This window comes from Pseudomonas sp. P8_241, assembly GCF_034008315.1.
Lineage (GTDB): Bacteria > Pseudomonadota > Gammaproteobacteria > Pseudomonadales > Pseudomonadaceae > Aquipseudomonas.
On sequence record NZ_CP125377.1, the window covers coordinates 238,177 to 263,346 of the forward strand.

General features: G+C 59.2%; 26 protein-coding genes. 14 read left to right on the plus strand and 12 right to left on the minus strand.

What is annotated here, in order from left to right; all coding sequences use genetic code 11:
- Window positions 1-9 precede the first annotated feature (9 nt).
- Complete coding sequence (locus tag QMK58_RS01060) at window positions 10-660, minus strand: hypothetical protein (RefSeq protein WP_053152828.1); 651 nt, start codon at window positions 658-660, stop codon at window positions 10-12.
- A 369-nt stretch (window positions 661-1,029) separates the two neighbouring features.
- On the opposite strand from QMK58_RS01060, the gene coxB reads away from it, so the two are divergent.
- The 4 genes from coxB to QMK58_RS01085 all read left to right on the plus strand — a co-directional run bounded on the left by coxB (window position 1,030) and on the right by QMK58_RS01085 (window position 5,429).
- On the plus strand, window positions 1,030-2,157 hold the full coding sequence (gene coxB, locus QMK58_RS01065; RefSeq protein WP_053152831.1) for a cytochrome c oxidase subunit II: 1,128 nt from the start codon (window positions 1,030-1,032) through the stop codon (window positions 2,155-2,157).
- An 82-nt stretch (window positions 2,158-2,239) separates the two neighbouring features.
- Entirely contained in the window at window positions 2,240-3,826 is a 1,587-nt protein-coding gene (gene ctaD, locus QMK58_RS01070; RefSeq protein ID WP_010465663.1) for a cytochrome c oxidase subunit I, read from the plus strand.
- A 138-nt stretch (window positions 3,827-3,964) separates the two neighbouring features.
- On the plus strand, window positions 3,965-4,516 hold the full coding sequence (locus QMK58_RS01080) for a cytochrome c oxidase assembly protein (protein ID WP_053152834.1): 552 nt from the start codon (window positions 3,965-3,967) through the stop codon (window positions 4,514-4,516).
- 25 nt (window positions 4,517-4,541) lie between these two features.
- A complete protein-coding gene (locus QMK58_RS01085; RefSeq protein WP_053152837.1) occupies window positions 4,542-5,429 on the plus strand; it encodes a cytochrome c oxidase subunit 3 in 888 nt (295 codons plus the stop codon).
- 5 nt (window positions 5,430-5,434) lie between these two features.
- Here the strand turns inward: QMK58_RS01085 and QMK58_RS01090 are convergent, their stop codons facing one another.
- Window positions 5,435-5,638, minus strand: coding sequence for a twin transmembrane helix small protein (locus QMK58_RS01090; RefSeq protein WP_053152840.1), 204 nt, complete (start codon window positions 5,636-5,638; stop codon window positions 5,435-5,437).
- A 72-nt stretch (window positions 5,639-5,710) separates the two neighbouring features.
- Between QMK58_RS01090 and QMK58_RS01095 the strand changes: the two genes are divergently transcribed.
- Genes QMK58_RS01095 through QMK58_RS01115 form a run of 5 tightly spaced genes read left to right on the plus strand, consistent with a single transcriptional unit; the run spans window position 5,711 to window position 9,613 of the window.
- Window positions 5,711-6,451: an SURF1 family protein gene (locus QMK58_RS01095; RefSeq protein ID WP_053152842.1), complete on the plus strand. Its 741-nt coding sequence runs from the start codon at window positions 5,711-5,713 to the stop codon at window positions 6,449-6,451.
- The gene (locus tag QMK58_RS01100; protein WP_053153003.1) at window positions 6,417-7,010 is read left to right on the plus strand and encodes a hypothetical protein; all 594 of its coding nucleotides are present in this window, start codon (window positions 6,417-6,419) and stop codon (window positions 7,008-7,010) included. Before QMK58_RS01095 ends, QMK58_RS01100 begins: the two co-directional genes overlap by 35 nt.
- Window positions 7,011-7,020: 10 nt before the next feature.
- Complete coding sequence (locus QMK58_RS01105; protein ID WP_053152845.1) at window positions 7,021-8,094, plus strand: COX15/CtaA family protein; 1,074 nt, start codon at window positions 7,021-7,023, stop codon at window positions 8,092-8,094.
- The gene (cyoE, locus tag QMK58_RS01110) at window positions 8,082-8,981 is read left to right on the plus strand and encodes a heme o synthase (RefSeq protein WP_320395779.1); all 900 of its coding nucleotides are present in this window, start codon (window positions 8,082-8,084) and stop codon (window positions 8,979-8,981) included. Before QMK58_RS01105 ends, cyoE begins: the two co-directional genes overlap by 13 nt.
- On the plus strand, window positions 8,978-9,613 hold the full coding sequence (locus tag QMK58_RS01115) for an SCO family protein (RefSeq protein ID WP_053152851.1): 636 nt from the start codon (window positions 8,978-8,980) through the stop codon (window positions 9,611-9,613). The genes cyoE and QMK58_RS01115 overlap by 4 nt, the downstream gene beginning before the upstream one ends.
- Before the next feature lie 141 nt (window positions 9,614-9,754).
- Here QMK58_RS01115 and QMK58_RS01120 read toward each other — a convergent pair whose 3' ends face one another.
- From QMK58_RS01120 to QMK58_RS01130, 3 genes are all read right to left on the minus strand, one after another.
- The gene (locus tag QMK58_RS01120) at window positions 9,755-10,525 is read right to left on the minus strand and encodes a MetQ/NlpA family ABC transporter substrate-binding protein (protein WP_053152854.1); all 771 of its coding nucleotides are present in this window, start codon (window positions 10,523-10,525) and stop codon (window positions 9,755-9,757) included.
- Window positions 10,526-10,587: 62 nt separating this feature from the next.
- Window positions 10,588-11,262, minus strand: coding sequence for a methionine ABC transporter permease (locus QMK58_RS01125; protein WP_053152855.1), 675 nt, complete (start codon window positions 11,260-11,262; stop codon window positions 10,588-10,590).
- The gene (locus QMK58_RS01130; RefSeq protein WP_320395780.1) at window positions 11,262-12,269 is read right to left on the minus strand and encodes a methionine ABC transporter ATP-binding protein; all 1,008 of its coding nucleotides are present in this window, start codon (window positions 12,267-12,269) and stop codon (window positions 11,262-11,264) included. Before QMK58_RS01130 ends, QMK58_RS01125 begins: the two co-directional genes overlap by 1 nt.
- 210 nt (window positions 12,270-12,479) lie before the next feature.
- Between QMK58_RS01130 and katE the strand changes: the two genes are divergently transcribed.
- The gene (katE, locus tag QMK58_RS01135; protein WP_053152861.1) at window positions 12,480-14,618 is read left to right on the plus strand and encodes a catalase HPII; all 2,139 of its coding nucleotides are present in this window, start codon (window positions 12,480-12,482) and stop codon (window positions 14,616-14,618) included.
- 61 nt (window positions 14,619-14,679) lie between these two features.
- Here katE and QMK58_RS01140 read toward each other — a convergent pair whose 3' ends face one another.
- Genes QMK58_RS01140 through zur form a run of 4 tightly spaced genes read right to left on the minus strand, consistent with a single transcriptional unit; the run spans window position 14,680 to window position 17,482 of the window.
- Window positions 14,680-15,396: a PA5502 family lipoprotein gene (locus tag QMK58_RS01140; RefSeq protein WP_053152864.1), complete on the minus strand. Its 717-nt coding sequence runs from the start codon at window positions 15,394-15,396 to the stop codon at window positions 14,680-14,682.
- A gap of 37 nt (window positions 15,397-15,433) precedes the next feature.
- Window positions 15,434-16,222 carry a zinc ABC transporter permease subunit ZnuB gene (gene znuB, locus QMK58_RS01145; protein ID WP_053152867.1) on the minus strand — a complete coding sequence of 263 codons (789 nt, stop codon included), beginning with the start codon at window positions 16,220-16,222 and terminating at the stop codon, window positions 15,434-15,436.
- On the minus strand, window positions 16,215-17,000 hold the full coding sequence (gene znuC / locus QMK58_RS01150) for a zinc ABC transporter ATP-binding protein ZnuC (RefSeq protein WP_053152870.1): 786 nt from the start codon (window positions 16,998-17,000) through the stop codon (window positions 16,215-16,217). Before znuC ends, znuB begins: the two co-directional genes overlap by 8 nt.
- A complete protein-coding gene (zur, locus tag QMK58_RS01155) occupies window positions 17,000-17,482 on the minus strand; it encodes a zinc uptake transcriptional repressor Zur (protein WP_053152872.1) in 483 nt (160 codons plus the stop codon). Before zur ends, znuC begins: the two co-directional genes overlap by 1 nt.
- Before the next feature lie 66 nt (window positions 17,483-17,548).
- On the opposite strand from zur, the gene QMK58_RS01160 reads away from it, so the two are divergent.
- On the plus strand, window positions 17,549-18,469 hold the full coding sequence (locus tag QMK58_RS01160) for a zinc ABC transporter substrate-binding protein (protein ID WP_053153006.1): 921 nt from the start codon (window positions 17,549-17,551) through the stop codon (window positions 18,467-18,469).
- Between the two features lie 170 nt (window positions 18,470-18,639).
- Here QMK58_RS01160 and QMK58_RS01165 read toward each other — a convergent pair whose 3' ends face one another.
- Window positions 18,640-19,590: a homoserine kinase gene (locus tag QMK58_RS01165; RefSeq protein WP_053152875.1), complete on the minus strand. Its 951-nt coding sequence runs from the start codon at window positions 19,588-19,590 to the stop codon at window positions 18,640-18,642.
- Between the two features lie 57 nt (window positions 19,591-19,647).
- Window positions 19,648-19,938, minus strand: a complete 291-nt coding sequence (locus QMK58_RS01170) for a DUF2782 domain-containing protein (protein WP_053152877.1) — start codon at window positions 19,936-19,938, stop codon at window positions 19,648-19,650.
- A gap of 74 nt (window positions 19,939-20,012) precedes the next feature.
- Between QMK58_RS01170 and polA the strand changes: the two genes are divergently transcribed.
- Window positions 20,013-22,820, plus strand: coding sequence for a DNA polymerase I (gene polA, locus QMK58_RS01175; RefSeq protein WP_053152880.1), 2,808 nt, complete (start codon window positions 20,013-20,015; stop codon window positions 22,818-22,820).
- Window positions 22,821-23,243: 423 nt separating this feature from the next.
- On the opposite strand, the gene yihA is transcribed toward polA, so the two are convergent.
- Window positions 23,244-23,888, minus strand: coding sequence for a ribosome biogenesis GTP-binding protein YihA/YsxC (gene yihA / locus QMK58_RS01180; protein ID WP_053152883.1), 645 nt, complete (start codon window positions 23,886-23,888; stop codon window positions 23,244-23,246).
- 191 nt (window positions 23,889-24,079) lie between these two features.
- Between yihA and QMK58_RS01185 the strand changes: the two genes are divergently transcribed.
- Both QMK58_RS01185 and QMK58_RS01190 read left to right on the plus strand, forming a co-directional pair.
- Entirely contained in the window at window positions 24,080-24,370 is a 291-nt protein-coding gene (locus QMK58_RS01185) for a c-type cytochrome (RefSeq protein ID WP_053152886.1), read from the plus strand.
- 46 nt (window positions 24,371-24,416) lie between these two features.
- Window positions 24,417-25,046: a c-type cytochrome gene (locus tag QMK58_RS01190; protein WP_053152889.1), complete on the plus strand. Its 630-nt coding sequence runs from the start codon at window positions 24,417-24,419 to the stop codon at window positions 25,044-25,046.
- Window positions 25,047-25,170: the final 124 nt, after the last annotated feature.

A 25,170-nucleotide genomic window follows, 5' to 3' on the forward strand; every position in this document is an offset into this window, starting at 1 on the left:
ACCGGTTGATCAAGCCGCCGGCTGATCCAGTTCCAGGCCTACACCCAGACGACGGCCCATGCACGGCCAGCGTTTCCACGCGGCGCCGGTGTCCGGGCTGGCGAGTTTCTCGCGATAGGTTTCCACCGATTCCAGCGCGAAGCTTTCGTCGTCGAGCATCTCGTCGATGGCGTGGTGCACCACTTCATCCAGTTGGTTGGCGAACGACTCACCGATCAATTGGTGAGCAATCAGGTTGGCGACAGTCATGTCCAGGGGGATCAGTGGCTGGCCGAGATGCTTGATGTACAGGTCGTTGACCTCTTCGACAAAACGGTGCGCCAGATAGGCTTCGTCCAGCAAACTGTCCAGCCCGACGTGGCCGATCATGATGTCGGGCGGTTGAACGAAGTACTGTTCGGCGATTTTCAGCACCGGTTTGATCTGTGACTCAATGCCCGCTTCCCTGGCGACTTCATTGGCTGCATCCAGCAGATCAGGCACTTCTTCAATGTAGGCGGCGACAAATCGGGTCAGCACGCCGTTGGTATCGGTTTGCGGCAGTTGGATTGCCGGGTGCAGATGAGGCAGTTTGCTTTCCAGCTGACGTGTCAGCAGGCCGGTCTCGGCTTCGTGTTGTTGGGCTTTTTGGATCTGCTCGCGCAATGCGGCGGTGTTCATGAAAACTCCAGGGAACAAGGCAATGAAATAGGGAAGACATAACTTAGCTGGCTTACGAAAAATGCTAAGACGCATTTGTCATAATTATTTCATCCTTGAGACGGCCCCGTTATATCGGTTTGCCACCACTCGTCTGCATCCTTCTCCATTCGTGGCCTGCAAAGCAAGTTAATGCTGTTTCAGATCATTTACGCCTTCACGTTGCGAGGTCGAAGGTGCTGGCTATACTCGGGTTGGAATGGAGTTAGCTGATGACGCCCGACTGCATATGCAGCAAGGCCCGGTGCTCAAGTTCGTAGTCTGATGCAGCCGCTCCCTTGCCGCAGGTGAAAGCCGGCGGGATAACAAGAACGATAAGGGGAACCCGCAATGATGCGACATCCACATGTCTGGATGGGCCTCCTGTTGTGGTCGATTTTCAGTCAGGCGCAAGCGGCCTGGACTGTGAATATGGCGCCTGGAGCGACTGAAATCAGTCACGCTGTGTTTGACCTGCACATGACCATTTTCTGGATCTGTGTGGTGATCGGCATCATCGTCTTTGGTGCCATGTTCTGGTCGATGATCCTCCACCGCCGCTCAACCGGGCAGGTGGCCGCCAAATTTCATGAAAGCACCACCGTCGAAATCCTCTGGACCATCGTGCCCTTCCTGATCCTGGTGGCGATGGCAATTCCTGCTACCGCGACCCTGATCAAGATGTACGACGCCAGTGAGCCGGAGATTGATATCCAGGTCACCGGTTACCAGTGGAAGTGGCACTACAAATATCTGGGCCAGGACGTCGAGTTCTTCAGCAACCTGGCCACTCCCGCCGATCAGATTCACAACAAGGAAGCCAAGGGCGAGCATTACTTGCTTGAGGTCGACAAACCCCTGGTGTTGCCGGTCGGCGCCAAGGTGCGCTTCCTGGTGACCTCTGCCGATGTGATCCACTCCTGGTGGGTGCCGGCCTTTGCCGTCAAGCGCGACGCGATCCCTGGGTTCGTCAACGAAGCCTGGACTCGCATCGACAAGCCCGGCATCTACCGTGGCCAGTGTGCTGAGTTGTGCGGCAAGGATCACGGCTTCATGCCGACTGTGGTCGAGGTCAAGGAAAAGGCCGATTACGAAAAATGGCTGGCCGAACGCAAGGCTGAAGCCGCGCAACTCAAAGAGCTGACCAGCAAGGAATGGACCCTCGACGAGCTCAAAGAACGCGGCGACAAGGTCTACCACACCACCTGCGTGGCCTGTCACCAGGCCGAAGGTCAGGGCCTGCCGCCAATGTTCCCGGCACTCAAGGGCTCGAAAATCGCCACAGGACCGAAAGACGCTCACCTGGGCATTGTCTTCCATGGCAAGCCTGGCACAGCGATGGCGGCATTCGGCAAACAGCTCTCGGAAGTCGATATCGCAGCGGTCGTGACCTATGAACGCAACGCCTGGGGCAACAACAAGGGCGACATGGTCACGCCTAAAGAAGTGCTGGAGCTGAAACAGGCGGAAAGCAAATGACCCAGTCTATTGCGCATATAAGGAACCGGTCGGGGCAGAGCGCCCCGGCCTGCCCCGCCCCTCTCTTTGCAGGAGACAAACCATGAGCGCCGTCATCGATGACCATGGTCATGCCGACCACGCCCACGGCCCCGCCAAAGGCCTGATGCGTTGGGTGCTGACCACCAACCACAAGGACATCGGTACGCTGTACCTGTGGTTTGCGTTCTCCATGTTCCTGCTGGGTGGGTCGTTCGCGATGGTGATTCGCGCCGAGCTGTTCCAGCCAGGGCTGCAAATCGTCCAGCCTGAATTCTTCAACCAGATGACCACCATGCACGGTCTGGTGATGGTCTTCGGTGCGGTGATGCCGGCCTTCGTCGGCCTCGCCAACTGGATGATCCCGCTGATGATCGGTGCGCCGGACATGGCGCTGCCGCGCATGAACAACTTCAGTTTCTGGCTATTGCCGGCGGCGTTCATCCTGCTGGTCTCGACCCTGTTCACCCCCGGTGGCGGACCGAACTTCGGCTGGACGTTCTACGCACCGTTGTCGACGACGTATGCGCCGGAAAGCGTGACCTTCTTCATCTTCGCCATCCACTTGATGGGGATCAGTTCGATCATGGGCGCGATCAACGTGATCGCCACCATCCTCAACTTGCGCGCCCCCGGCATGACGCTGATGAAAATGCCGCTGTTCGTCTGGACTTGGCTGATCACTGCGTTCTTGCTGATCGCGGTAATGCCGGTGCTGGCCGGGTGCGTGACGATGATGCTGATGGACATCCACTTCGGCACCAGCTTCTTCAGTGCCGCCGGTGGCGGTGATCCGGTGTTGTTCCAGCATGTGTTCTGGTTCTTCGGTCACCCGGAGGTGTACATCATGATTCTGCCGGCCTTCGGCGCCGTCAGCTCGATCATCCCGACCTTCTCGCGCAAACCGCTGTTCGGCTACACCTCGATGGTCTACGCCACCGCGAGCATCGCGTTCCTGTCGTTCATTGTCTGGGCGCACCATATGTTCGTGGTCGGCATACCGCTAGTGGGCGAACTGTTCTTCATGTACGCCACGCTGCTGATCGCGGTGCCCACGGGTGTGAAGGTGTTCAACTGGGCCAGCACCATGTGGCAAGGCTCGCTGACCTTCGAGACGCCGATGCTGTTTGCGGTGGCGTTCGTGATCCTGTTTTCCATCGGCGGGTTCTCCGGGTTGATGCTGGCCATCGCCCCGGCGGACTTCCAGTACCAGGACACCTACTTCGTGGTTGCGCACTTCCACTATGTATTGGTGCCGGGAGCGATCTTCGGGATTTTCGCCTCGGCCTACTACTGGTTGCCGAAGTGGACCGGCCACATGTACGACGAAACCCTCGGCAAGCTGCATTTCTGGCTGTCGTTCATCGGCATGAACATGGCTTTCTTCCCGATGCACTTTGTGGGGTTGGCGGGCATGCCTCGGCGGATTCCGGACTACAACCTGCAATTCGCCGATTTCAACATGGTGTCGTCGATCGGCGCATTCATGTTCGGTGCCACGCAGATCTTCTTCCTGTTCATCGTGATCAAGACCATTCGCGGCGGCCCGCCTGCACCGGCCAAACCATGGGATGGGGCTGAGGGCCTGGAGTGGAGCATCCCGTCACCAGCGCCGTATCACACCTTCACCACGCCGCCGGAAGTGAAATGAACACGGTCTTCCCTGTAGGAGCGAGCCTGCTCGCGATGGTTGTCAGAACGCACGCTGGAAGCCTGACACCCCGCGGTGGTTTCAGGTTCTTCGCGAGCAGGCTCGCTCCTACAGGGGCTCCGGTGGAGTCAAAAAATCATGGCTGATTCGATTTCGATGAAGAAGCTGGTCTCGCGCCTGTTGCTGGTGGTGGTGGCGATGTTTGTATTCGGATTCGCCCTGGTGCCGATCTACGACGTGATGTGCAGGGCATTCGGCATTAACGGCAAGACCGCGGGGCAGTATGAGGGTGAGCAAACGGTCGACACCTCGCGCCAGGTGCGTGTGCAGTTTCTGTCGACCAACACCGCCGACATGCCATGGGACTTTTACCCAAAACATGACGAATTGACCGCGAACCCGGGGGCAGTGAACGAGATGATCTTCATCGCCCACAACCCCACCGATAAACCGATGAGCGCCCAGGCTGTGCCGAGCATAGCGCCCAGCAACGCGGCGGCGTATTTCCACAAGACCGAATGTTTCTGCTTTACCCAGCAAGTGCTGCAGCCCGGCCAACGGATCGAGATGCCGGTACGTTTCATCGTTGACCGTGACATGCCCAAGGATGTGAAGCACCTGACGCTGTCCTACACGCTGTTCGATATCACCGCCCGACATCCACCGGTAGCTGTAAACACTGGCGGCTGAGCGTGCCCGATAAGGAGAACAATAAATGGCAACTCATGAACATTATTACGTCCCGGCCCAGAGCAAATGGCCGATCATCGCCACGGTCGGGATGTTCGTCACGGTGTTTGGTCTGGCCACCTGGTTCAATGATCTGAAGGCAGCACGTCCGGAATCGCACGGCCCGCTGATCTTTTTCATTGGCGGGCTGTTGGTGGCTTACATGTTGTTCGGCTGGTTCGGCACGGTGATCAAGGAAAGTCGCGGCGGCTTGTACAGTGCGCAGATGGATCGCTCGTTCCGCTGGGGCATGAGCTGGTTCATCTTCTCGGAGGTGATGTTCTTCATCGCCTTCTTCGGGGCGCTGTTTTATGTGCGTCACATTTCCGGGCCGGCGCTCGGTGGTGAAGGCGCCAAAGGCATGGCCCATATGCTGTGGCCGAACTTCCAGTTCACCTGGCCGCTGCTGAACAACCCCGACTCGAAACTGTTTCCACCACCCAAGGACGTCATCAGCCCTTGGGGCCTGCCGTTGCTCAACACGGTGCTGCTGGTGAGTTCCAGCGTTACGGTGACCATCGCCCACCATGCCTTGAAGAAAGGCCATCGCGGCGCGCTGAAAATCTGGCTGGCGATCACGGTGCTGCTCGGCTGCGCGTTCCTCGGCTTTCAGGCTGAAGAATATATCCACGCCTACCACGAGCTGGGCCTGACTCTGGGCTCCGGCATCTACGGCGCGACCTTCTTTATGCTCACCGGGTTCCACGGTGCACACGTGACCATCGGCACCATCATCCTGTTCGTGATGCTGATGCGGATCATGCGCGGGCACTTTGACAACGAGCACCAGTTCGCTTTCGAGGCGGCGAGTTGGTATTGGCACTTTGTGGACGTGGTGTGGATCGGGCTGTTTGTTTTTGTCTACGTGCTCTAAACCTTTTACCAAGGCACGTGAGAGACCAGTTGGCCGCTGAAAAAACCCCAAGTGATCAGACCGAGGGTCAGGGCGGCCAGCGTCACTCGCACACTCAAGGCAATGACGAGGCGGTTTGAGCTGCTGTCGTCCTTGACCAGAAAAAACAGGCCGCTGAACAGGCTGACAACCGTGGCAATCAGCATCAGGACGATGGCTGCTTTGAGCATGGTGAGACTCCGGGGGGGACAAGCGATGCACTTGAGTATAGCTATCGCACCGACCGATTTGCGGGCGACGCCATGAAGCGTTTCCGGCCGGGCGTCGTGCCGACAGTGGTCGTGGCGCTGTTGCTGCCGCTGTTGGTGTCCCTGGGGTTCTGGCAGTTGAGCCGGGGCGCGGAGAAAAGCGCACTGCTGCAAAACTACGCCGAGCGCCGGGCTGCCGAACCGGTGGCCAGCACCGAATTGCAACACACTCAGGATCCGGCGTTCCGCCGGTTTCATCTGCAGGGCGAATTCGACGCTGCGCACAGCGTGCTGCTGGACAATCGCCAGCGCGACGGCAAGGTCGGGGTCGAGTTACTGCAACCGTTCCAGGATCACGCGACCGGGCTCTGGCTGCTGATCAATCGTGGCTGGCTGCCCTGGCCGGACCGGCGCACCCCGCCGCAATTCACTACACCCACACAAGCCCTGAACCTCGACGTCTGGGTCTACGTTTCCCCGGGTGCCACCTTCCAGCTACATGCCGACCCCGATAGCGACACCTGGCCGCAACTGGTGACAGCGGTGGGTCCGGCCAGGCTCTGGGATGCGCTCAATCGCGAAGGGTTTGCCTACGAGTTACGCGCCGAAACCGGCCCCGCGACCTATCAGGTCGATTGGCCGGTAGTGGCCATGGGGCCGGAAAAACACATCGCCTATGCCGTGCAGTGGTTCGCCATGTCGATCGCCCTGTTCGGTCTCTATCTTTATCTCGGCTGGCACAACGCAAAGGAGAAACACCATGGGAGCGGCCATGAATCCACCCAGCATGTCTGAGTCAAAACCGTCGGTGAACCGACGCAAGGGCCGCTGGCAGTTGTTGTTGATACTGCTCGGAGTGATCGGGCCGATGATCCTCGCCACCGGCATGTACAAATTGCAGTTCTGGGTGCCCGAGGGCCGTAGTTACCACGGCGAACTGATTGGCAACGGCCAGACCCGTGCCGACATTGGCGTACCGGCGGCGGAGGATCGTTGGCAGATGCTGGTGACGGCGCCCAAGGATTGCGCGGTGGACTGCCAACAATTGGTATATCTGGCGCGGCAGGTTCAGATCGGCCTCAGTCGCGACGCGTCTCGCGCCAGCCATGCCCTGGCCGCCGCGCAACCGCTGAGCGCCGAATACGACGCCAAGCTGCAACGCGAATATCCACAGTTGCAACGTTATCCACTGGACCTGACCACCTTCAGTCGCACCACCGGCGACCAGACCGTACCGCAACTGTGGATCATCGACCCCCACGGCAATCTGGTGCTGCGCTACGACCCGTCGGTGAAGGGCAAAGATCTGCTCAACGACCTGCGCCACCTGCTGAAACTGTCGAACATCGGATAAGGGCATCGTCATGGCCAAACCTGGATTTCGCCTCGCGCTGTTTGCCACCTTGCTGGCACTGATTGTGGTGTTGCTCGGCGCCTACACTCGCCTGACCCACGCCGGCCTCGGCTGCCCGGACTGGCCAGGCTGCTACGGCTTTATCAGCGTGCCGAAAAGCGAAGCCCAGCTGGCCCATGCCGAACTGCACTTTCCGGACGCACCGGTCGAAGCCCACAAGGGCTGGAACGAGATGATTCACCGCTACTTCGCCGGCACCCTGGGGATGTTGATCGCGGTGCTGGCCGGTCGCGCCTGGGTGCATCGCCGCCATCCGGGGCAACCGGTGAAGTTACCATTGTTCCTGCTGGGGGTGGTGATCGCCCAAGCCGCGTTCGGTATGTGGACGGTGACGCTCAAGCTCTGGCCGCAAGTGGTCACCGGGCATTTGCTCGGCGGTTTTGCGACCTTGAGCCTGTTGTTTCTTCTGACCTTGCGCCTGTCCGGTGTATTGCCGGCGCTGACAGTGCCGCGTCGCTTGCAGCACTGGGCGACGGCGGGGCTGGTGCTGGTGATCGGGCAAATTGCCCTCGGTGGCTGGGTCAGTTCCAACTACGCCGCCGTGGCCTGCATCGACTTCCCGACGTGCCACGGCCAGTGGATGCCGGCGGCGGACTTCGCTAACGGCTTTCACCTGACCCAGCACATCGGTCCGAATTACCTTGGCGGGCAACTGGACAGCGATGCCCGTACCGCGATCCACCTGACTCACCGCATCGGCGCTCTGCTGGTGACTTTGGTATTGCTCGGCCTTGCGTGGCAACTCAAAGCGGTCGGTATGACGCGTTTGGCAGGCCTGGTACTGATCGCCCTCGCCAGCCAAATCACCCTGGGCATCAGCAACGTGCTGTTCCATTTGCCATTGCCGGTGGCCGTTGCGCACAACGCGGGTGGTGCGGCGTTGTTGCTGACCATGGTGCTGGTCAATTATCACGCCCGGACCAGCCTGGTCCGGGTCAAGCAGCAGGCACGCTGGCGCTTCAGCCCGCGTAAACACACGGCCGGACCTATAACAATAAAAGGAGAGATGCCATGGCGACTCTGATCGGCGAACGTCCCAGTCAGGCGATTTGGCGCGACTACCTGGAGCTGACCAAACCCAAGGTTGTGGTGCTGATGCTCATCACTTCGCTGGTGGGGATGTTCCTCGCGACCCGCGCCGGGGTGCCGTGGACGGTGCTGATTTTCGGCAACCTGGGTATCGCCCTGTGCGCTGGCGGCGCGGCGGCGGTCAATCACGTGGTGGACAGACGCATCGACGCGATCATGGCGCGCACCCATAAACGGCCTTTGGCCGAAGGCCGGGTCTCGCCGAGGGCGGCGCTGACCTTCGCGCTGGTGCTGGCCGCCCTCGGGCAAGCCATGCTGCTGGCCTTCACCAACCCGCTGACCGCGTGGTTGACCCTTGCTTCGCTGCTCGGCTACGCGGTGATCTACACCGGGTTCCTGAAACGTGCGACCCCGCAGAACATCGTCATCGGCGGCCTCGCCGGTGCCGCGCCACCGCTGCTTGGCTGGACTGCGGCCACCGGTCATGTCAGTGCCGAACCGCTGCTGCTGGTGCTGATCATCTTCGCCTGGACGCCCCCGCATTTCTGGGCGCTGGCGATTCATCGCAAAGAGGAATACGCCAAGGCCGACATCCCGATGCTGCCGGTCACCCATGGCGAGCACTACACCAAGGTCCATATCCTGCTTTACACCTTTGCCTTGCTCGCCGTCAGCCTGATGCCGTATGTGATCCACATGAGCGGCACGCTCTATCTCGTGTGTGCGCTCGGGTTGGGTGCGCGATTTCTGCAATGGGCCGTGGTGTTGTACCGTGGCACTCGGCCGCACGCGGCGATCAACACGTTCAAGTACTCTATTTATTACTTGTTCCTGCTGTTCATCGCCCTGCTCGTAGATCACTACTTAATGTTGAACCTATGACTCGAACCCAGAAAACCGTCTTCATCCTTGTGGCCCTGATCGCACTGGTCCTGGGCCTGACCATCAACAAAGTGCTCTCCGGCAAGGGCCAGGGCGACCCGACGGCACTGATCGACGCCGGCATCATTCTGCTGCCGCAAAGCCGTAGCCTTCCGGACGTGACGATGACCAACCAGGATGGGCAACCGGTCACGATCAACGAGTTGAAAGGTAAGTGGACCCTGGTGTTCTTCGGCTACACCTTCTGTCCGGACATCTGCCCGACAACCCTGGCGCAGTTGCGGCAGATCAAGAGCGAGTTGCCGCCCGAAGCTGTGGATAAGTTGCAAATCGTTCTGGTCAGTGTCGACCCCAACCGAGATACGCCCAAGCAGCTCAAGCAGTACCTGGGCTACTTCGACCCGCAATTCATCGGCCTGACTCCTACCTCGATCGAGGAGCTGCAAAAAGTCGCCAATTCGCTGAGCATTCCGTTCATCCCGGCCGATACCAGCAAACCGAACTACACCGTCGACCACAGCGGCAACCTCGCCGTGATCGGACCGGACGGCACGCAGCGCGGGTTTATTCGGGCGCCGTTGAATAATGTGAAACTGGTGGCGCAGTTGCCGGTGATGCTCAAACGTAACTAGCACACGACCCTTGTAGGAGCCGGCTTGCTGGCGATGGCGCCCGTGAATCGCAATCGCCAGCAAGCCGGCTCCTACGGAGCCCGAATTCCAGGCGTAAAAAAAGGAGCTCCGAGGAGCTCCTTTTTTCATTTCAGCAACAGATCAGAACGCCGGCACGACCGCGCCTTTGTACTTCTCGAGAATGAAGGCTTTCACTTCCGGGCTGTGCAGGGCAGCCACCAGCTTCTTCATCGCGTCGCTGTCCTTGTCGTCCGGACGGGCCACGAGGATGTTCACGTACGGCGAATCGCTGCCTTCGATGAACAGTGCGTCCTTGGCTGGATCAAGCTTGGCTTCCAGCGCGTAGTTGGTGTTGATCAGCGCCAGGTCGACCTGAGTCAGCACGCGCGGGATGGTCGCGGCTTCCAGTTCGCGGAACTTGAGGTTTTTAGGATTCGCGGTGATGTCCTTGACGGTCGACAGGATGTTGTTCGCATCCTTCAACTGGATCACACCGGCCTTTTGCAGCAGCAACAGCGCACGGCCGCCGTTGGTAGCGTCGTTCGGGATCACTACGGTGGCGGTGCTTGGCAGCTCTTCCAGTGTTTTGTATTTGCTGGAGTAAGCGCCCAGGGGTTCAAGGTGTACACCAGCCACGGAAACCAGGCTGGTGCCCTTGGCCTTGTTGAACTCATCCAGGTACGGCTGGTGCTGGAAGAAGTTGGCGTCCAGACGCTTTTCCGCAACCTGTACGTTCGGCTGGATGTAGTCGGTGAAGACTTTGACCTTCAGGTCCACGCCTTCTTTGGCCAGGGTCGGCTTCACGAATTCGAGGATCTCGGCGTGCGGCACTGGCGTGGCCGCGACGGTCAGGGTTTCAGCGTGAGCAGAGAACGCGGCAACGGCCGCGAAGGCCACGAGTAGTTTTTTCATTCAGCTAACTCCTTGTGCGGCGCCGGTTTCCGGCACCTGCCAGCGAATGGCCGGCTCATGTCTTATTTACGGGAGAAATGCACAACCAGTTTGTCGCCAACGGTTTGCAGGACCTGGACCAGTACCAGCAGCAACACCACTGTCACGACCATCACATCGGTCTGGAAACGCTGGTATCCGAAGCGGATCGCCAGGTCACCCAAACCACCGGCACCCACGACACCGGCCATCGCCGTGTAGGAAACCAGTGTAATTGCTGTCACCGTAATCGCTGCGAAAATCCCCGGGCGAGCTTCCGGCAGCAACGCATTGGTGATGATCTGCCGCGTGGTCGCGCCCATGGCCTGGGTCGCTTCGATAATGCCGCGGTCCACTTCACGCAGGGCGGTTTCCACCAGACGTGCAAAGAACGGCGTGGCACCGACCACCAGTGGCGGGATCGCACCGGCAACACCCAGGGAGGTGCCGGTGATCAACACGGTGAACGGAATCATCACGATCAACAGGATGATAAAAGGCAGCGACCGCAGGATGTTCACCACCAGCGACAACATCGCGTAGACACCTCTGGCTTCCAGCAACTGGCGCGGGCTGCACAGGAACAGCAGAACGCCCAGCGGCAAGCCGAGCAACACGGTGAACAGTAGCGAACCGCCGAGCATCAGCATCGTGTCGCCGGTGGCCAGCCAGATTTCGAACCAGTCGATATTGGCGAAGAAACTCGTCAGGGCTTCCATTAGCGCAGCACCTCCATGTGGACGTCGGCTGCGGTGAAACGGGCGAAGGCCGCTTCCATGTCACCACCGGTCACGGCCAGGGTCAGTTGCCCGTAAGGGATGTCTTTGATGCGGTCGATGCGACCGGCGAGGATGCTGTAGTCCACACCCGTTTCGCGAGCGACGGTACCCAGCAGCGGCGCGTAGGTCGCTTCGCCCTGGAACGTCAGACGCACGATGCGGCCCGGCACATGAGCGAAGTCGTCACGCTGTTCGCTTTCGTCGATCTGCTCGTCTTCCTGCACGAAGCGCTTGGTCGTCGGATGCTTGGGATGCAGGAACACTTCGGCCACCGAACCTTGCTCGACGATCACGCCGGCATCCATCACCGCCACTTGATCGCAAACGCGACGGATCACGTCCATTTCGTGGGTGATCAGGACGATGGTCAGCTTCAGCTCGCGGTTGATCTCGGCCAGCAATTGCAGGACCGATGCCGTTGTTTGCGGGTCGAGGGCGCTGGTGGCTTCATCGCACAGCAGGATTTTCGGCTTGGTCGCCAAGGCACGGGCAATGCCCACACGCTGTTTTTGCCCACCGGACAGTTGCGCCGGGTATTTTTTGGCGTGATCGGACAAACCGACCCGCGCCAGCAATTCGGCCACGCGCAAGTCGATCTCGCTGCGCGACAGTTCGCCGGCCAGGGTCAGCGGCAGCGCCACGTTGTCGGCAACAGTCTTGGAAGCCAGCAGGTTGAAGTGCTGGAAAATCATCCCGACCTGCTGACGGAAGCGGCGCAGGCCGTTGGCGTCGAGGGCGGTGACTTCTTCACCGTCGACGATGATCTTGCCGCCGCTGGCGTTTTCCAGGCGATTGATCAGACGCAGCAGGGTACTTTTTCCTGCGCCGGAATGACCGATCAAGCCGTAAACCTGCCCGTTCTCAATCGTCAGACTGGTCGGATGCAGGGCGGGAATTTCCTTACCGGCGACGCGGTAGGTTTTGTGGACGTTTTGAAACTCGATCACGTAGCGAACCTTGTGGGGCGCGTTAGAAAAGGATCAGCGGATAGCCGGGCGCGCATTTTAGCCTGTCCGTATAGAGGTTCTTAGCATTTATTTCGCATTTGTCCTGTCATTTGGCAATAACGCGATCAAAGGTCAGAAAAAAGGAACGGCTAAAGACACCCGTCAGTCACTACTTAGGTCACTGCAATCCGCCCGAGGAGTTCAAGCCTGATGAGTACCAAGAAGCCTGCCGTCACCAAGAGCGCAATGGCCGGGACCGATACCCCGGACCGCAATAACACCAACACCAAGTTGGATAGCCTGGAAAGTTTCCGCTCCGACGCCACCGCGCAAGCCTTGCGCACCAACCAGGGCGTGAAAGTGGCGGACAACCAGAACACCCTGAAGGCCGGAGCGCGCGGGCCGTCACTGCTGGAAGATTTCATCATGCGTGAAAAGATCACGCATTTTGACCATGAACGCATTCCCGAGCGCATCGTTCACGCTCGCGGTACGGGTGCCCATGGTTTTTTCCAGAGTTACGAAAACCATTCGGTGCTGACCAAAGCCGGTTTCCTACAGGATCCGTCGAAGAAAACACCGGTGTTCGTGCGCTTTTCCACAGTGCAAGGTCCTCGAGGCTCCGGCGATACTGTTCGGGACGTAAGAGGGTTCGCCGTTAAATTCTTCACCGATGAAGGCAATTTCGATCTGGTCGGCAACAACATGCCGGTGTTCTTTATCCAGGATGCGATCAAGTTTCCCGACTTCGTGCACGCGGTAAAACCTGAGCCTCACAACGAAATGCCCACCGGTGGCTCGGCCCACGACACCTTCTGGGACTTTGTTTCCCTGGTGCCGGAGTCGGCACACATGGTGATGTGGGCAATGTCTGACCGGGCGATCCCGAAAAGCCTGCGTAGCATGCAGGGCTTCGGTGTACACACCTTTCGCCTGATCAATGCCGAAGGCAAATCACGCTTCGTCAAATTCCATTGGCGCCCTACGGCTGGCACTTGTTCATTGGTGTGGGACGAAGCGCAAAAGCTTGCGGGCAAGGACACCGACTATCATCGTCGTGATCTCTGGGAATCGATTGAGACCGGTGATTATCCTGAGTGGGAATTGGGCGTTCAGGTGGTGGAGGAGGAAAACGAGCACGCCTTCGATTTCGACATTCTCGACCCGACCAAACTCATTCCTGAAGAAATCGTACCGATTACCCCCCTGGGCAAAATGGTTCTAAACCGCAACCCGGACAACTTCTTCGCCGAAACCGAACAGGTCGCCTTCTGCCCTGGGCATATTGTGCCGGGGATTGATTTCTCCAACGACCCCTTACTGCAAGGCCGGTTGTTTTCCTACACCGATACGCAAATCAGCCGACTCGGTGGGCCGAATTTTCACGAAATCCCGATCAATCGTCCGGTTGCGCCATTCCACAACGGACAGCGGGACGCGCAACACCGCACCACCATCGACAAGGGGCGCGCTTCCTATGAGCCGAACTCCATCGACGGCGGCTGGCCGAAGGAAGCCCCGCCAGCAGCTCAGGACGGCGGTTTCGAGAGCTATCCGGAGCGCATCGACGCGAACAAGATTCGCCAGCGCAGCGAGTCGTTCAGTGATCATTTCTCCCAGGCTCGCCTGTTTTTCCACAGCATGAGCAAGCATGAGCAGGAGCACATCATCTCGGCCTACAGCTTTGAATTAGGGAAAGTCGAGCGGGAAACCATTCGTGCACGGGAAGTGAATGAGATTCTGGCCAACATTGATCTGGAACTGGCCAAACGTGTGGCGCAGAACCTGGGATTGCCAGCGCCGACGGCGGGAACGGTCGAGGTACCAAAAATCTCACTGGATCACTCTCCCGCCCTGAGTCAGGTAAACCTGCTGCCGGAGAACATCAAGACCCGCAAGGTCGCGATTTTGGCGGCCAATGGTGTCGATGGCGCGGCCATTGATGCGATGAAGAAAGCGCTGGAAGCCGAGGGCGCTCATTCCAAACTGCTTGGGCCAACGTCTGCACCGGTGACGACAGTCGATGGCAAAGCGTTGCCCGTGGATGCGTCCATGGAAGGTTTGCCTTCGGTAGCGTTCGATGCGGTGTTCGTGCCTGGAGGCGCGGCGTCGATCAAGGCGTTGAGTACGGATGGCGTGGCGCTGCACTACGTGCTCGAAGCCTACAAACACCTCAAGGCCATTGCCTTGCACGGCGAAGCGAAGCAGTTACTGGACGTGTTGAAACTGGAGGCTGATGCGGGATTGATCGTCGGCACCGATGCGAAGTTGGCCCAGGCGTTTTTTGCCGCAATCGGGCAGCATCGGGTATGGGATCGGGAGGCGAAGGCCAAAGCGATTCCGGCCTGAGGCAAAAGATCGCAGCCTGCGGCAGCTCCTACGCAGGAGCTGCCGCAGGCGATCTTTTCTTTTACGGTTTGCGCGGACTCAAAACCATCTGCGCCGGCACGCTACGCAAAATCTGCCGCTCAAGCTTCAGATCAAATTCCGGATCGAGCTTCGTCACGCGCTTGGTCAGCAAGGTCGACAGCCATGGATAGTCGTCAGTACGCGGCGCCTGAATGCTCACATCACACTGATAATTCACCACATCGGCGGCGATCGCATCCATTTGGCGACGCAGTTTGGCAATATCGTTGATGTTCAGTGCAACCGTGGTGCTTTCAGCGGTTGGATCGATGACTTTGGCTTTTGGCATTGCTTCAGCGGCTTTCAGGGCGGCTTCGGCTTTTTCCAGTTCAGCCTTGCGAGCTTCAGCAATAGGGCCGTTTACCCCACCGGTCAGCGCCGGCGCTTTGGGCATCAAGGCGCGAGCACGAGCCAGCGCGGTGGCGGCTGCATTGACATCACCCTTTTGCAGCACGATCTGGCTGCGCAACAGATAGGCTTCAGCCAGTTGCCGCTGGTACTGCTCAAGGGATTGATCGTTTGGCGATTCGGCCTGCAAGGCAGCCAATTGATCTTCGGCGGTGGCCAACTCGTTGCTGGCCAGGCTTTGTTCGAGTTGCGCGATGGCCGTGGCCCGCGCATCGGAGGCCTGGGTGGCTGCCGGGGGCGTGCTTTGACAGGCTCCCAGCAGCACAGAAAATGCGACAAGGAGCAGATAACGGGAGGCGAACGACTTCATTCCTGCGACTCTCTATTTGCGCAAAAAACGAGCAAGTCTACACCCCTCGGCGGGGCAGAACAAAACTCAGCAGAAATAGCGCGGCGGCCGCCACCACAATCGACGGTCCGGCCGGTGTGTCCTTGAACCAGGATAGCGCCAGCCCGCCACACACAGCGAGTATGCCCAGCAGACTCGCGCCCAGTGCCATCTGTTCCGGTGAGCGGGCGTGACGTTGTGCCGCCGCCGCCGGGATGATCAGCAACGAAGTGATCAGTAACACGCCGACGATTTTCATCGCCACGGCAATCACTACGGCGATCAGCAACATCAGCGCCATGCGCAGCCCCGCTACCGGCAACCCTTCAACCCTGGCCAGCTCCTCATGCACGGTGATCGCCAGCAACGGTCGCCACAACGTTACCAGTAACGCCAGCACCGCCGCGCTGCCGCCGAGGATCCAGGCCAGGTCGGTCGGGCTGATCGCCAGCAGGTCGCCGAACAGATAGGCCATCAGGTCGATCCGCACTTCGTGCATGAAGCTTAGTACCACCAGCCCCAGAGAGAGCGTGCTGGGTGCGAGAATTCCTAAAAGCGTGTCGGACGCCAGTGGCTGGCGCTGTTGCAAGGTTACCAGCAGCACCGCCAACAGCAGGCAGCCTACGGTCACGGCAACGGTCGGGCTGACATCCAGCAGAAAGCCCAGCGCCACACCCAGCAATGCCGCATGGGACAGGGTGTCGCCGAAATAGGCCATGCGCCGCCAGACCACGAAAGACCCCAGCGGGCCTGCAACGACGGCCAGGGCCAGGCCTGCAAGCAGGGCGTAGAGCAGAAAATCAGCCATGCTTGCAGCTATCTCCGTGAACATGGGGTTGGCCCGATGCGGGCGCCTTGACCACAGAGCCGTGCAGATCGTGGGCGTGGTCGTGATGGTGGTGATAAATCGCCAGGCTTTGTGCGTTTTTTCCGAAAAGCTCGACGAAAGCCGGATCGCCTGAGACTTGCTCGGGATGGCCGGAGCAGCAGACGTGGCGATTCAGGCAGACCACTTGGTCGGTGGTGCTCATCACCAGGTGCAGATCGTGAGAAACCATCAGCACGCCGCAACCGTGACGGTCACGCAGACGGGTGATCAAGCTATAGAGTTCGGCCTGGCCAGCCACGTCGACGCCTTGCACCGGTTCATCGAGCACCAGCAATTCCGGTTCACGCAACAAGGCGCGGGCCAGTAGCACGCGCTGCATCTCACCACCGGAAACGCTTTGCACCGGGCTGTCGATGACTTGCTCAGCGCCGACTTCCTTGAGCGCTGCCAACGCCATCGCACGGTCCACGCCCGGCACCAGACGCAAAAAGCGCAGCACCGACAGCGGCAACGTGGGGTCGACGTGAAGTTTCTGCGGCATGTAGCCAACGCGCAATTTCGGCTTGCGCCAAACGCTGCCGCTGTCGGGTTTCAACAACCCGAGCACCGCGCGCACCAGCGTGGTCTTGCCGGCGCCGTTCGGGCCGATCAGGGTGACGATTTGCCCTGGTTCGACGCTCAGTTCGATGTTATCCAGCACGGGCTGTCCGGCGAACCTGACGGTAACCTGCTCCAGGCGAATCAGCGCGTTGCTCATCAAGCCCCCTGGCAACCCGAGCAGAGACCGACCACTTCGACGGTCTGGCCTTCGACGACAAACCCGACATCTTTGGCGCTGGTGATGATCGCGTCGCTGATGGATAGCTGTTCGAGCTCGATGGCGGCGTGGCATTCACGGCAAATCAGGAACTGGCCCTGGTGAGCATGCCCCGGGTGATTGCAACCGATAAAGGCGTTGAGCGAAGCGATACGGTGGACCAGGCCGTTTTCCAGCAGGAAATCCAGCGCGCGGTACACGGTTGGCGGCGCGGCGCGGCGGCCGTCCTGTTCGCTGAGTACCGCGAGTATGTCGTACGCGCCCAATGGCTTATGGCTTTGCCACACCAGTTCCAGCACCCGCCGACGCAGCGCGGTCAGGCGCAGGCCTTGGCGCGCGCACAGGGCATCGGCCTCGGACAAAGCGCTGTGAACGCAATGAGAGTGGTCGTGGGGGCGGCTGGCAATCGGTGTTTTAGGCATGAGCGGCGACGAGGTTTGTGAGAGACGTTATTATGTTACCCGTTCTCGCCTCTTCGAGTGGTCATCGTGTCCCGACTTTTTTCTATCTTTGTCGCATTTATCGCAAGTTTTCTGCTGATCGGTCCGGCGCAAGCCGAGGTCAAGGTCCTCACCAGCATCAAGCCGCTCCAGCTGATCGCCGCTGCCGTACAGGATGGCGTGGCCATTCCTGAAGTCCTACTGCCCCCGGGCGCTTCCCCGCATAACTATGCCTTGCGCCCTTCCGACGTACGGAAGGTGCAATCGGTGGATCTGTTGTACTGGATTGGCCCGGACATGGAAGGTTTCCTGCCTCGCGTACTCAATGGCCGTACGCTGCCGAGCGTTGCCGTACAGGACCTTCCGGGGCTGAAACTTCGACATTTCGCCGAAGATAATCACTCCCACGCCGAAGAAGCCGACGAACATGACCACGATCATCGTCCAGGCAGCCTGGACGCGCACTTGTGGCTGTCTCCGGTCAACGCCCGGGTTATCGCCGGTAAAATGGCTGCCGACCTCAGCGTTGCCGATCCAGCCAATGCCACGCGCTATCAGAGCAACCTCAAGGCGTTCGATGAGCGTCTCGATGCGCTCGACCTTCGGCTGAAGACGCGTCTGGCCGGCATTGAGGGCAAACCCTACTTCGTGTTCCACGAAGCCTTCGACTACTTCGAAGACGCCTATGGCCTCAAGCACGCTGGTGTATTCAGTGTCGCTGCGGAAGTACAACCCGGTGCGCAGCACGTGGCGGCGATGCGCACACGACTGCAGGACGTCGGCAAAACTTGCGTATTCAGCGAGCCACCGTTGCGCCCACGTTTGGCGGAAACCCTGGTGGCAGGACTCCCAGTGAAACTGGCGGAGCTGGATGCATTGGGCGGGTACACGCCAGCGACCGCTCAGGGGTATGAGCAGGTGCTGGAGAAGTTGGGGAATGATTTGGCGGGGTGCCTGGAGTCGTTGTAACCCATAAAAAGATTGCAGCCCCTTGTAGGAGCCGGCTTGCTGGCGATGGACTCAAGGGCACCGTGTTTAACCATGCCAAGCGCGTTATCGTTAACGACCATCGCCAGCAAGCCGGCAGCTACAGAGTTACGCATATCTCTGGAGCTGCCGAACGCTTCGATCTTTTGCTTTTAGAGTGCGAAAGGCAACGGGGTATTGACCATCTGCCGCTGCGCCAGCCGCAGCTGGAACTCCATCGGATCGTGAATCAGCACGTCCTGCCCGGCAAACGACTCCGCCGCGATCAAGCGCGACAACCAGAATCGCACACACGCTACCCGCAACATGGTCGGCCACAGTTCGGCTTCGGCAGCAGTGAACGGACGCAGCGCAGCATAAGCGCCCAACAAGGCCCGCGCTCGCGGTCCGTCGATCAAACCGTCGTCGTCCGAACACCAGTCGTTCAAGGCAATCGCCACGTCGTAGAGCATCGGGCCCGAACAGGCGTTGTAGAAATCGATCAACCCGGTCAGGTGCGTGCCTTCGAACATCGCGTTGTCGCGGAACAGGTCGGCATGGATGTTGGCGCGTGGCAGTGCCAGAATTTTCTCTTTCTGGTGCGCGATCTCATCCAGCGCCCTTTGCAGCAGATCTTTTTGCTCGGCATTAACGTGCGACAGAAACTCTGTGCCCTCCTCGAGCATCCAGTCCAGGCCACGATCGGTTTTGCGCTTGATCATGTTCTTCTGGGTCGCCAGGTGCAGGTGGCCGAGCAACTCGCCCACTTGTGCACAATGTTGCGCGTTGGCTTGTTTGATGTGCTTGCCGGCCAGGCGCGGTTGCAACAGTGCAGGCTTGCCGGCCAGTTCGCGCAAGGCCACGCCGTCGGTGGTGCGGATGGCGTAAGGCACCGGCAGATCGGCTTCATGCAGGACGTCGAGCAGTTCGATGAAGAATGGCATCTCCTGGACCGGGCCGCGCTCGACCAGGGTCAGGACAAATTCGCCCTGCTCCAGGCTGATAAAGAAATTGGTGTTTTCGCTACCCGCGGCAATCCCCTGGAAATCAAGCAGGCGGCCGAGGCCATAAGGGGCGAGAAAAGCTTCCAGCTCGGGCCGAGCCAGGGGGGTGAACACAGACATGTTTAAACTGCCAGTACGGGCGCCGCTGTTGGGCCAGCGCCGATTGAAATTAAGAAACTACTTCCACTCAAAGATTTTCCACGCGGGAATCAGCATATCTGGCTGATCCGAGCGGATAAAGTTTGCATCCGTCCCGTCGGAGCGCACCAGGAAATACGGTGGTGCGCCCTTCGGAGTGACCTTGATCGCATACAGAAAACCATTTTGGCGATACTCCTGAATGACCTTGTCCCCTTCCGTGCGGATCGTGACTTCCGGTTCCGCCGATGGCGCATCGTCCGCCGCCATGACGGCCAGTGGTGTGATTGCAAACAAGCCAGCCAGCAACAGGCGATTTAGTGTGCGCATGATAACCTTGTCCCTTTGTCGTCAACGGTCCCGCTATTCTAGCGCCGGACCCGCCGAAAAGGTTGATCCTGCTCATGAGCCAAGCCCCCCTCGTCCTGGTGGACGGTTCTTCTTACCTGTACCGCGCTTTTCACGCGCTGCCACCGCTGACCACTTCCAAAGGCCTGCCGACCGGCGCGGTCAAGGGCGTGTTGAACATGCTCAAGAGCCTGCGCAAGCAATATCCGGATAGTCCGTTCGCCGTGGTGTTCGACGCCAAGGGTGGGACTTTTCGCGATGACATGTACGCCGAATACAAGGCCAACCGTCCGAGTATGCCCGACGACATGCGCGTGCAGATCGAGCCGCTGCACCAGAGCGTGACCGCCCTCGGGTTCCCGTTGCTGTGCGTCGAAGGCGTCGAGGCCGATGACGTGATCGGTACCCTGGCCCGCAGCAGCGCGGCCGCCGATCGCCCGGTAATCATCTCCACCGGCGACAAGGACATGGCGCAACTGGTCGACGGCCACATTACCTTGGTCAATACCATGACCGGTAGCAGCATGGACGTGGAGGGCGTGAAGGAGAAATTCGGCGTCGCTCCGGAGCAGATTATCGATTATCTGGCGCTCATGGGCGATTCTTCCGACAACATTCCGGGTGTTCCAGGTATCGGCCCGAAGACCGCTTCGGGCCTTTTGGTTGGTGTGAATGGCGGCCTCACCGAGCTCTATGCACAGCTCGACATCGTGCCGACCCTGCCGATTCGCGGCGCCAAGACCCTGCCGGCCAAGCTCGAAGAGCACAAGGAAATGGCTTTCCTTTCCTATCGGCTGGCGACCATCAAGGTCGACGTGCCGTTGGACGTTGGTCTCGATGACCTGAAAATGGGTCCTGAAGATCCGGTGAAACTCTACGAGTTGTACACCCTGCTGGAGTTCAAGAGCTGGCTGAACGACCTTGATCGTGACGCCAAACGCCTGGAGCTGAGTGCAGCTGCCGAGCCTGCGCCGGCCGCCGATCTGTTCAGCGAGCCCGAGGTCCAGGCATCGGCCGCCGCTGCTGAAGCCGCTTATGAAACCATTATCGATCAAGCGCGTTTCGATGTCTGGCTGGAAAAGCTGAACAACGCCAAGCTGTTCGCCTTTGACACCGAAACCACCGGCATCGACGCGCAGCAGGCGCAACTGGTGGGATTGTCTTTCGCCGTGCAGGCCAACGAAGCGGCCTACATCCCGCTGACCCACTCCTACATCGGCGTGCCCCAGCAGCTGGATCGCGACACCGTGCTGCGCGCCCTCAAGCCGATTCTGGAAGACCCGAACAAGCTCAAGGTCGGCCAGCACGCCAAGTTCGACATGAACATCCTGGCCAACTGCGCCATCGGCGGTGATCAAGCCAACGGCATCACCGTGCGCGGCATCGCTTTCGACACCATGCTCGAATCGTACGTGCTCAACTCAACGGCCACGCGCCATGACATGGACAGCCTGGCGCTGAAATACCTGGACCACACTACCGTGAGTTTTCAGGACATCGCCGGCAAAGGCGCAAAACAGCTGACGTTCGATCAGATTGCCCTGGAGCAGGCAGGCCCTTATGCCGCCGAGGACGCGGACATCACCTTGCGTCTGCATCAGACGCTGTTCGAAAAACTCACTGCGATCCCGAGCCTCGCCAGGGTGCTGACCGACATCGAAATCCCATTGGTGCCGGTACTGGCGCGCATCGAGCGCCAGGGCGCTTTCGTTGATGCCGCGCTGCTTGGCATTCAGAGCATCGAGCTGGGGGACAAGATGGTCGCGCTGGAGCGTGAAGCCTTCGAGATTGCCGGTGAAGAGTTCAACCTTGGATCACCCAAGCAATTGGGCGTGATTCTCTACGAAAAACTGGGTCTGCCGGTGCTGAAGAAAACCGCCAAGGGCCAGCCGTCCACCGCCGAAGAGGTGTTGGCCAAACTGGCCGAGGACGACTATCGGCTGCCCAAGGTGCTGATGGAATACCGTTCCATGAGCAAGCTGAAGAGCACTTACACCGACCGTTTGCCGGAGCAGATCAACCCGCGTACCGGGCGGATTCACACGTCGTACCATCAGGCGGTGGCGTCTACCGGGCGGTTGTCTTCCAGCGATCCGAACCTGCAAAACATTCCGGTGCGCACCGCGGAAGGGCGTCGTATTCGTCAAGCTTTCGTGGCACCGACCGGTTACAAATTGCTGGCAGCGGACTATTCGCAGATCGAATTGCGGATCATGGCGCACCTGTCCAGGGATGAAGGGTTGATGAACGCCTTCCGCCACAATCTGGACGTGCACACCGCCACCGCCGCCGAAGTCTTCAAGGTCGAAGACCTGGCGAACGTGACGTCCGACCAGCGTCGTAGCGCCAAGGCGATCAACTTCGGCCTGATCTACGGCATGGGTGCGCAAAAGCTCGGCAAGGACATTGGCGTTGATACCAAAACCGCCAAGGCTTACATCGATACGTATTTCGCCCGTTATCCCGGCGTGCGCCAGTACATGGATCGCACCCGCGCGCAGGCAGCTGAGCAGGGTTTCGTGGAAACCTTCTTTGGGCGCCGGCTGTACCTGCCGGACATCAACTCCAACAAGCCGCAGGAACGCGCCGCTGCCGAGCGCACCGCTATCAACGCGCCAATGCAAGGTACCGCCGCAGACATCATCAAGAAAGCCATGGTTGCGGTGGATAACTGGCTGACGGTCTCGGGCCTGGACGCCAAAGTCATCCTGCAGGTGCACGATGAACTTGTGCTGGAAGTGCGTGAGGATCTAGTCGATCAGGTCCGCGAAGAAATTCGCGTGCACATGAGTGAAGCGGCGAAGCTGGATGTTCCGCTTTTGGTGGAAGTCGGTGTCGGAAATAACTGGGATGAGGCTCACTAACCCGTCTGAAAAGGCCACGACCCCCTGTAGGAGCGAGCCTGCTCGTGAAGGTGTATCAGCCACATTGACTTGGATGACACTCCATCGCGAGCAAGCTCGCTCCTACAGAGAGATCATCGTTTGTGTGCGGCGAAATGCCGCGGCAGAGGGGGCGAGGGCTGTTTAGTTCGAAACGTTCTTGGGATTATTCCAAAGCGAATTAAAAATAATCTGAACTAATTGTCGATTCAGGCACTCAGAGTTACTGAATGGCTGGTGAAGCCCTTCGATGCTCCTATGTTGTGTTAAGTGTTGGCAGATATCTGGACCCCGCCCTAGCGGTCTAGAACTTGAACCCCGGAACTTCCCCCTCCCCATAAGAAGCCCGGGGTTTTTTTTGCCCGCAGGAAACTGCCTGAGCGCGGTTCAGGCAGTTTCCTACGTTTACTGGGCTTGTGTTTCGGCGCCCTTGTCCGCCAATTCCATCCACCCTGCCAATACAGTGTAGGCGTCTTCCAGGCCCATGCGTTTCGGGGCCGAAAAAAGCTGAATGGTCACGAGATCGCCCCAGCCCTTGCGAATTTCAGCCTGGACTTTGAGCAGTGTGTTCTTGGCGGCGCCATAAGTCAGCTTGTCCGCTTTGGTCAGCAAAATATGCATTGGCATGCCCGCAGCAACGGCCCAGTCGAGCATCAGCAAGTCGAAATCGGTCATCGGATGGCGGATGTCCATCATCAGGATCAACCCCTTCAAACTCTCGCGGCCACCGAGGTAGGCTTCCAGGTGACGCTGCCAGTGTTGCTTGAGCGGGATCGGTACTTTTGCATAACCGTAGCCCGGCAGGTCGACCAGACGGCGTTCATCGTCTAGCTTGAAGAAGTTCAACAGTTGCGTGCGACCTGGGGTTTTCGAGGTCCGCGCCAGGCTGGCATGGGTCAGGGTGTTCAGTGCACTCGACTTGCCGGCGTTGGAACGCCCGGCGAAGGCGACTTCGAAGCCCTCGTCATCCGGACATTGGTCGACTTTGGCGGCGCTGAGCATGAAGGTGGACTGTTGGCACAGACCGAGGATGGGATTCTTGAGTTGCATGAGATTTCCGATGTGGGCGGCGCCAGGAATGGGTGCGGCAAGCAGTGTCGCTTCCGTTTCAGTGACGCCAGTATATAATGCCGCAGATTTTGTGTGCGCTTTGTCCCAGCGTAGGATGAAGTTCACGAGAGCGACAGACCTTGATTGCGCATTAGAACGCAGCACGCTCTCAACCCTGAAAAGGTCGTTTTATGACGAAATGGCTGCTAGCTGCCGGTGTCTTGATGCCGCTTTACGGCGCTCAGGCTACACAGGATCCGGAAGCTGTGTACAACCGTGTTTGTGGTGCCTGTCATTCCGGCCAACTCCCCATGGCGCCGCAAAAAGGCGATCAGGAAGCTTGGACGCCGAGGTTGGCGAAAGGTATGGAGACGCTGGTGCAACACGTGACCCAGGGTTTCAAGGCGATGCCGCCGCGTGGTTTGTGCATGGACTGCAGTGCCGAGGATTACCAAGCCATCATCCACTGGATGAGCGAGTAAGCCCGGTCCATAACTCTTTAACCCTTAGCCGTAGTTGGATTAGCTGATGAACAAATTGATCGTGAGTCTGCTGTTGACCGTGGGGATCTCCGGCATTGCCAATGCTGCAGGTGAGCCAGTAAAACCCGGTGACGCCACCGCAGGCCAGGCAAAAGCCGCCGTATGTGGCGCTTGCCACGGACCGGATGGCAACAGCATGGCGCCAAACTTTCCAAAACTGGCGGGCCAGGGTGAGCGTTACCTGACCAAGCAGCTGCACGACATCAAGTCGGGCAAGCGCACCGTTCTGGAAATGACCGGTCTGCTGACCAACCTGAGCGATCAGGATCTGGCGGACATCGCCGCTTACTTCGCCAGCCAGAAAGGCAGCGTCGGTGCCGCGGACCCGAAAATTGTGGCACGAGGCGAAGCATTGTTCCGTGGTGGTGACATGGCCAAGGGCCTCCCGTCCTGCACCGGCTGCCACTCGCCAAACGGCACAGGTAACGCTGCGGCCGGCTTCCCGCACCTGGGTGGCCAGCACGCTCAATACGTCGCCAAGCAACTGACCGATTTCCGCAAGGAAGAAGGCGGGCGTACCAACGATGGCGACGCAAAAACCATGCAGACCATCGCCAAGCGCCTGAGCGACGAAGATATCGCTGCAGTGTCCAGCTATATCCAGGGCTTGCACTAAGACCGGCGAATCGGGCGTGACGCGGTTGCATTATCTCTTGCAACGTTAACGCTCGATTAATCCGTTGCGGCAAGTATAAAAAGGGTGGCTTTGGCCGCCCTTTTTTGTGGCCGCTGCCGTTACA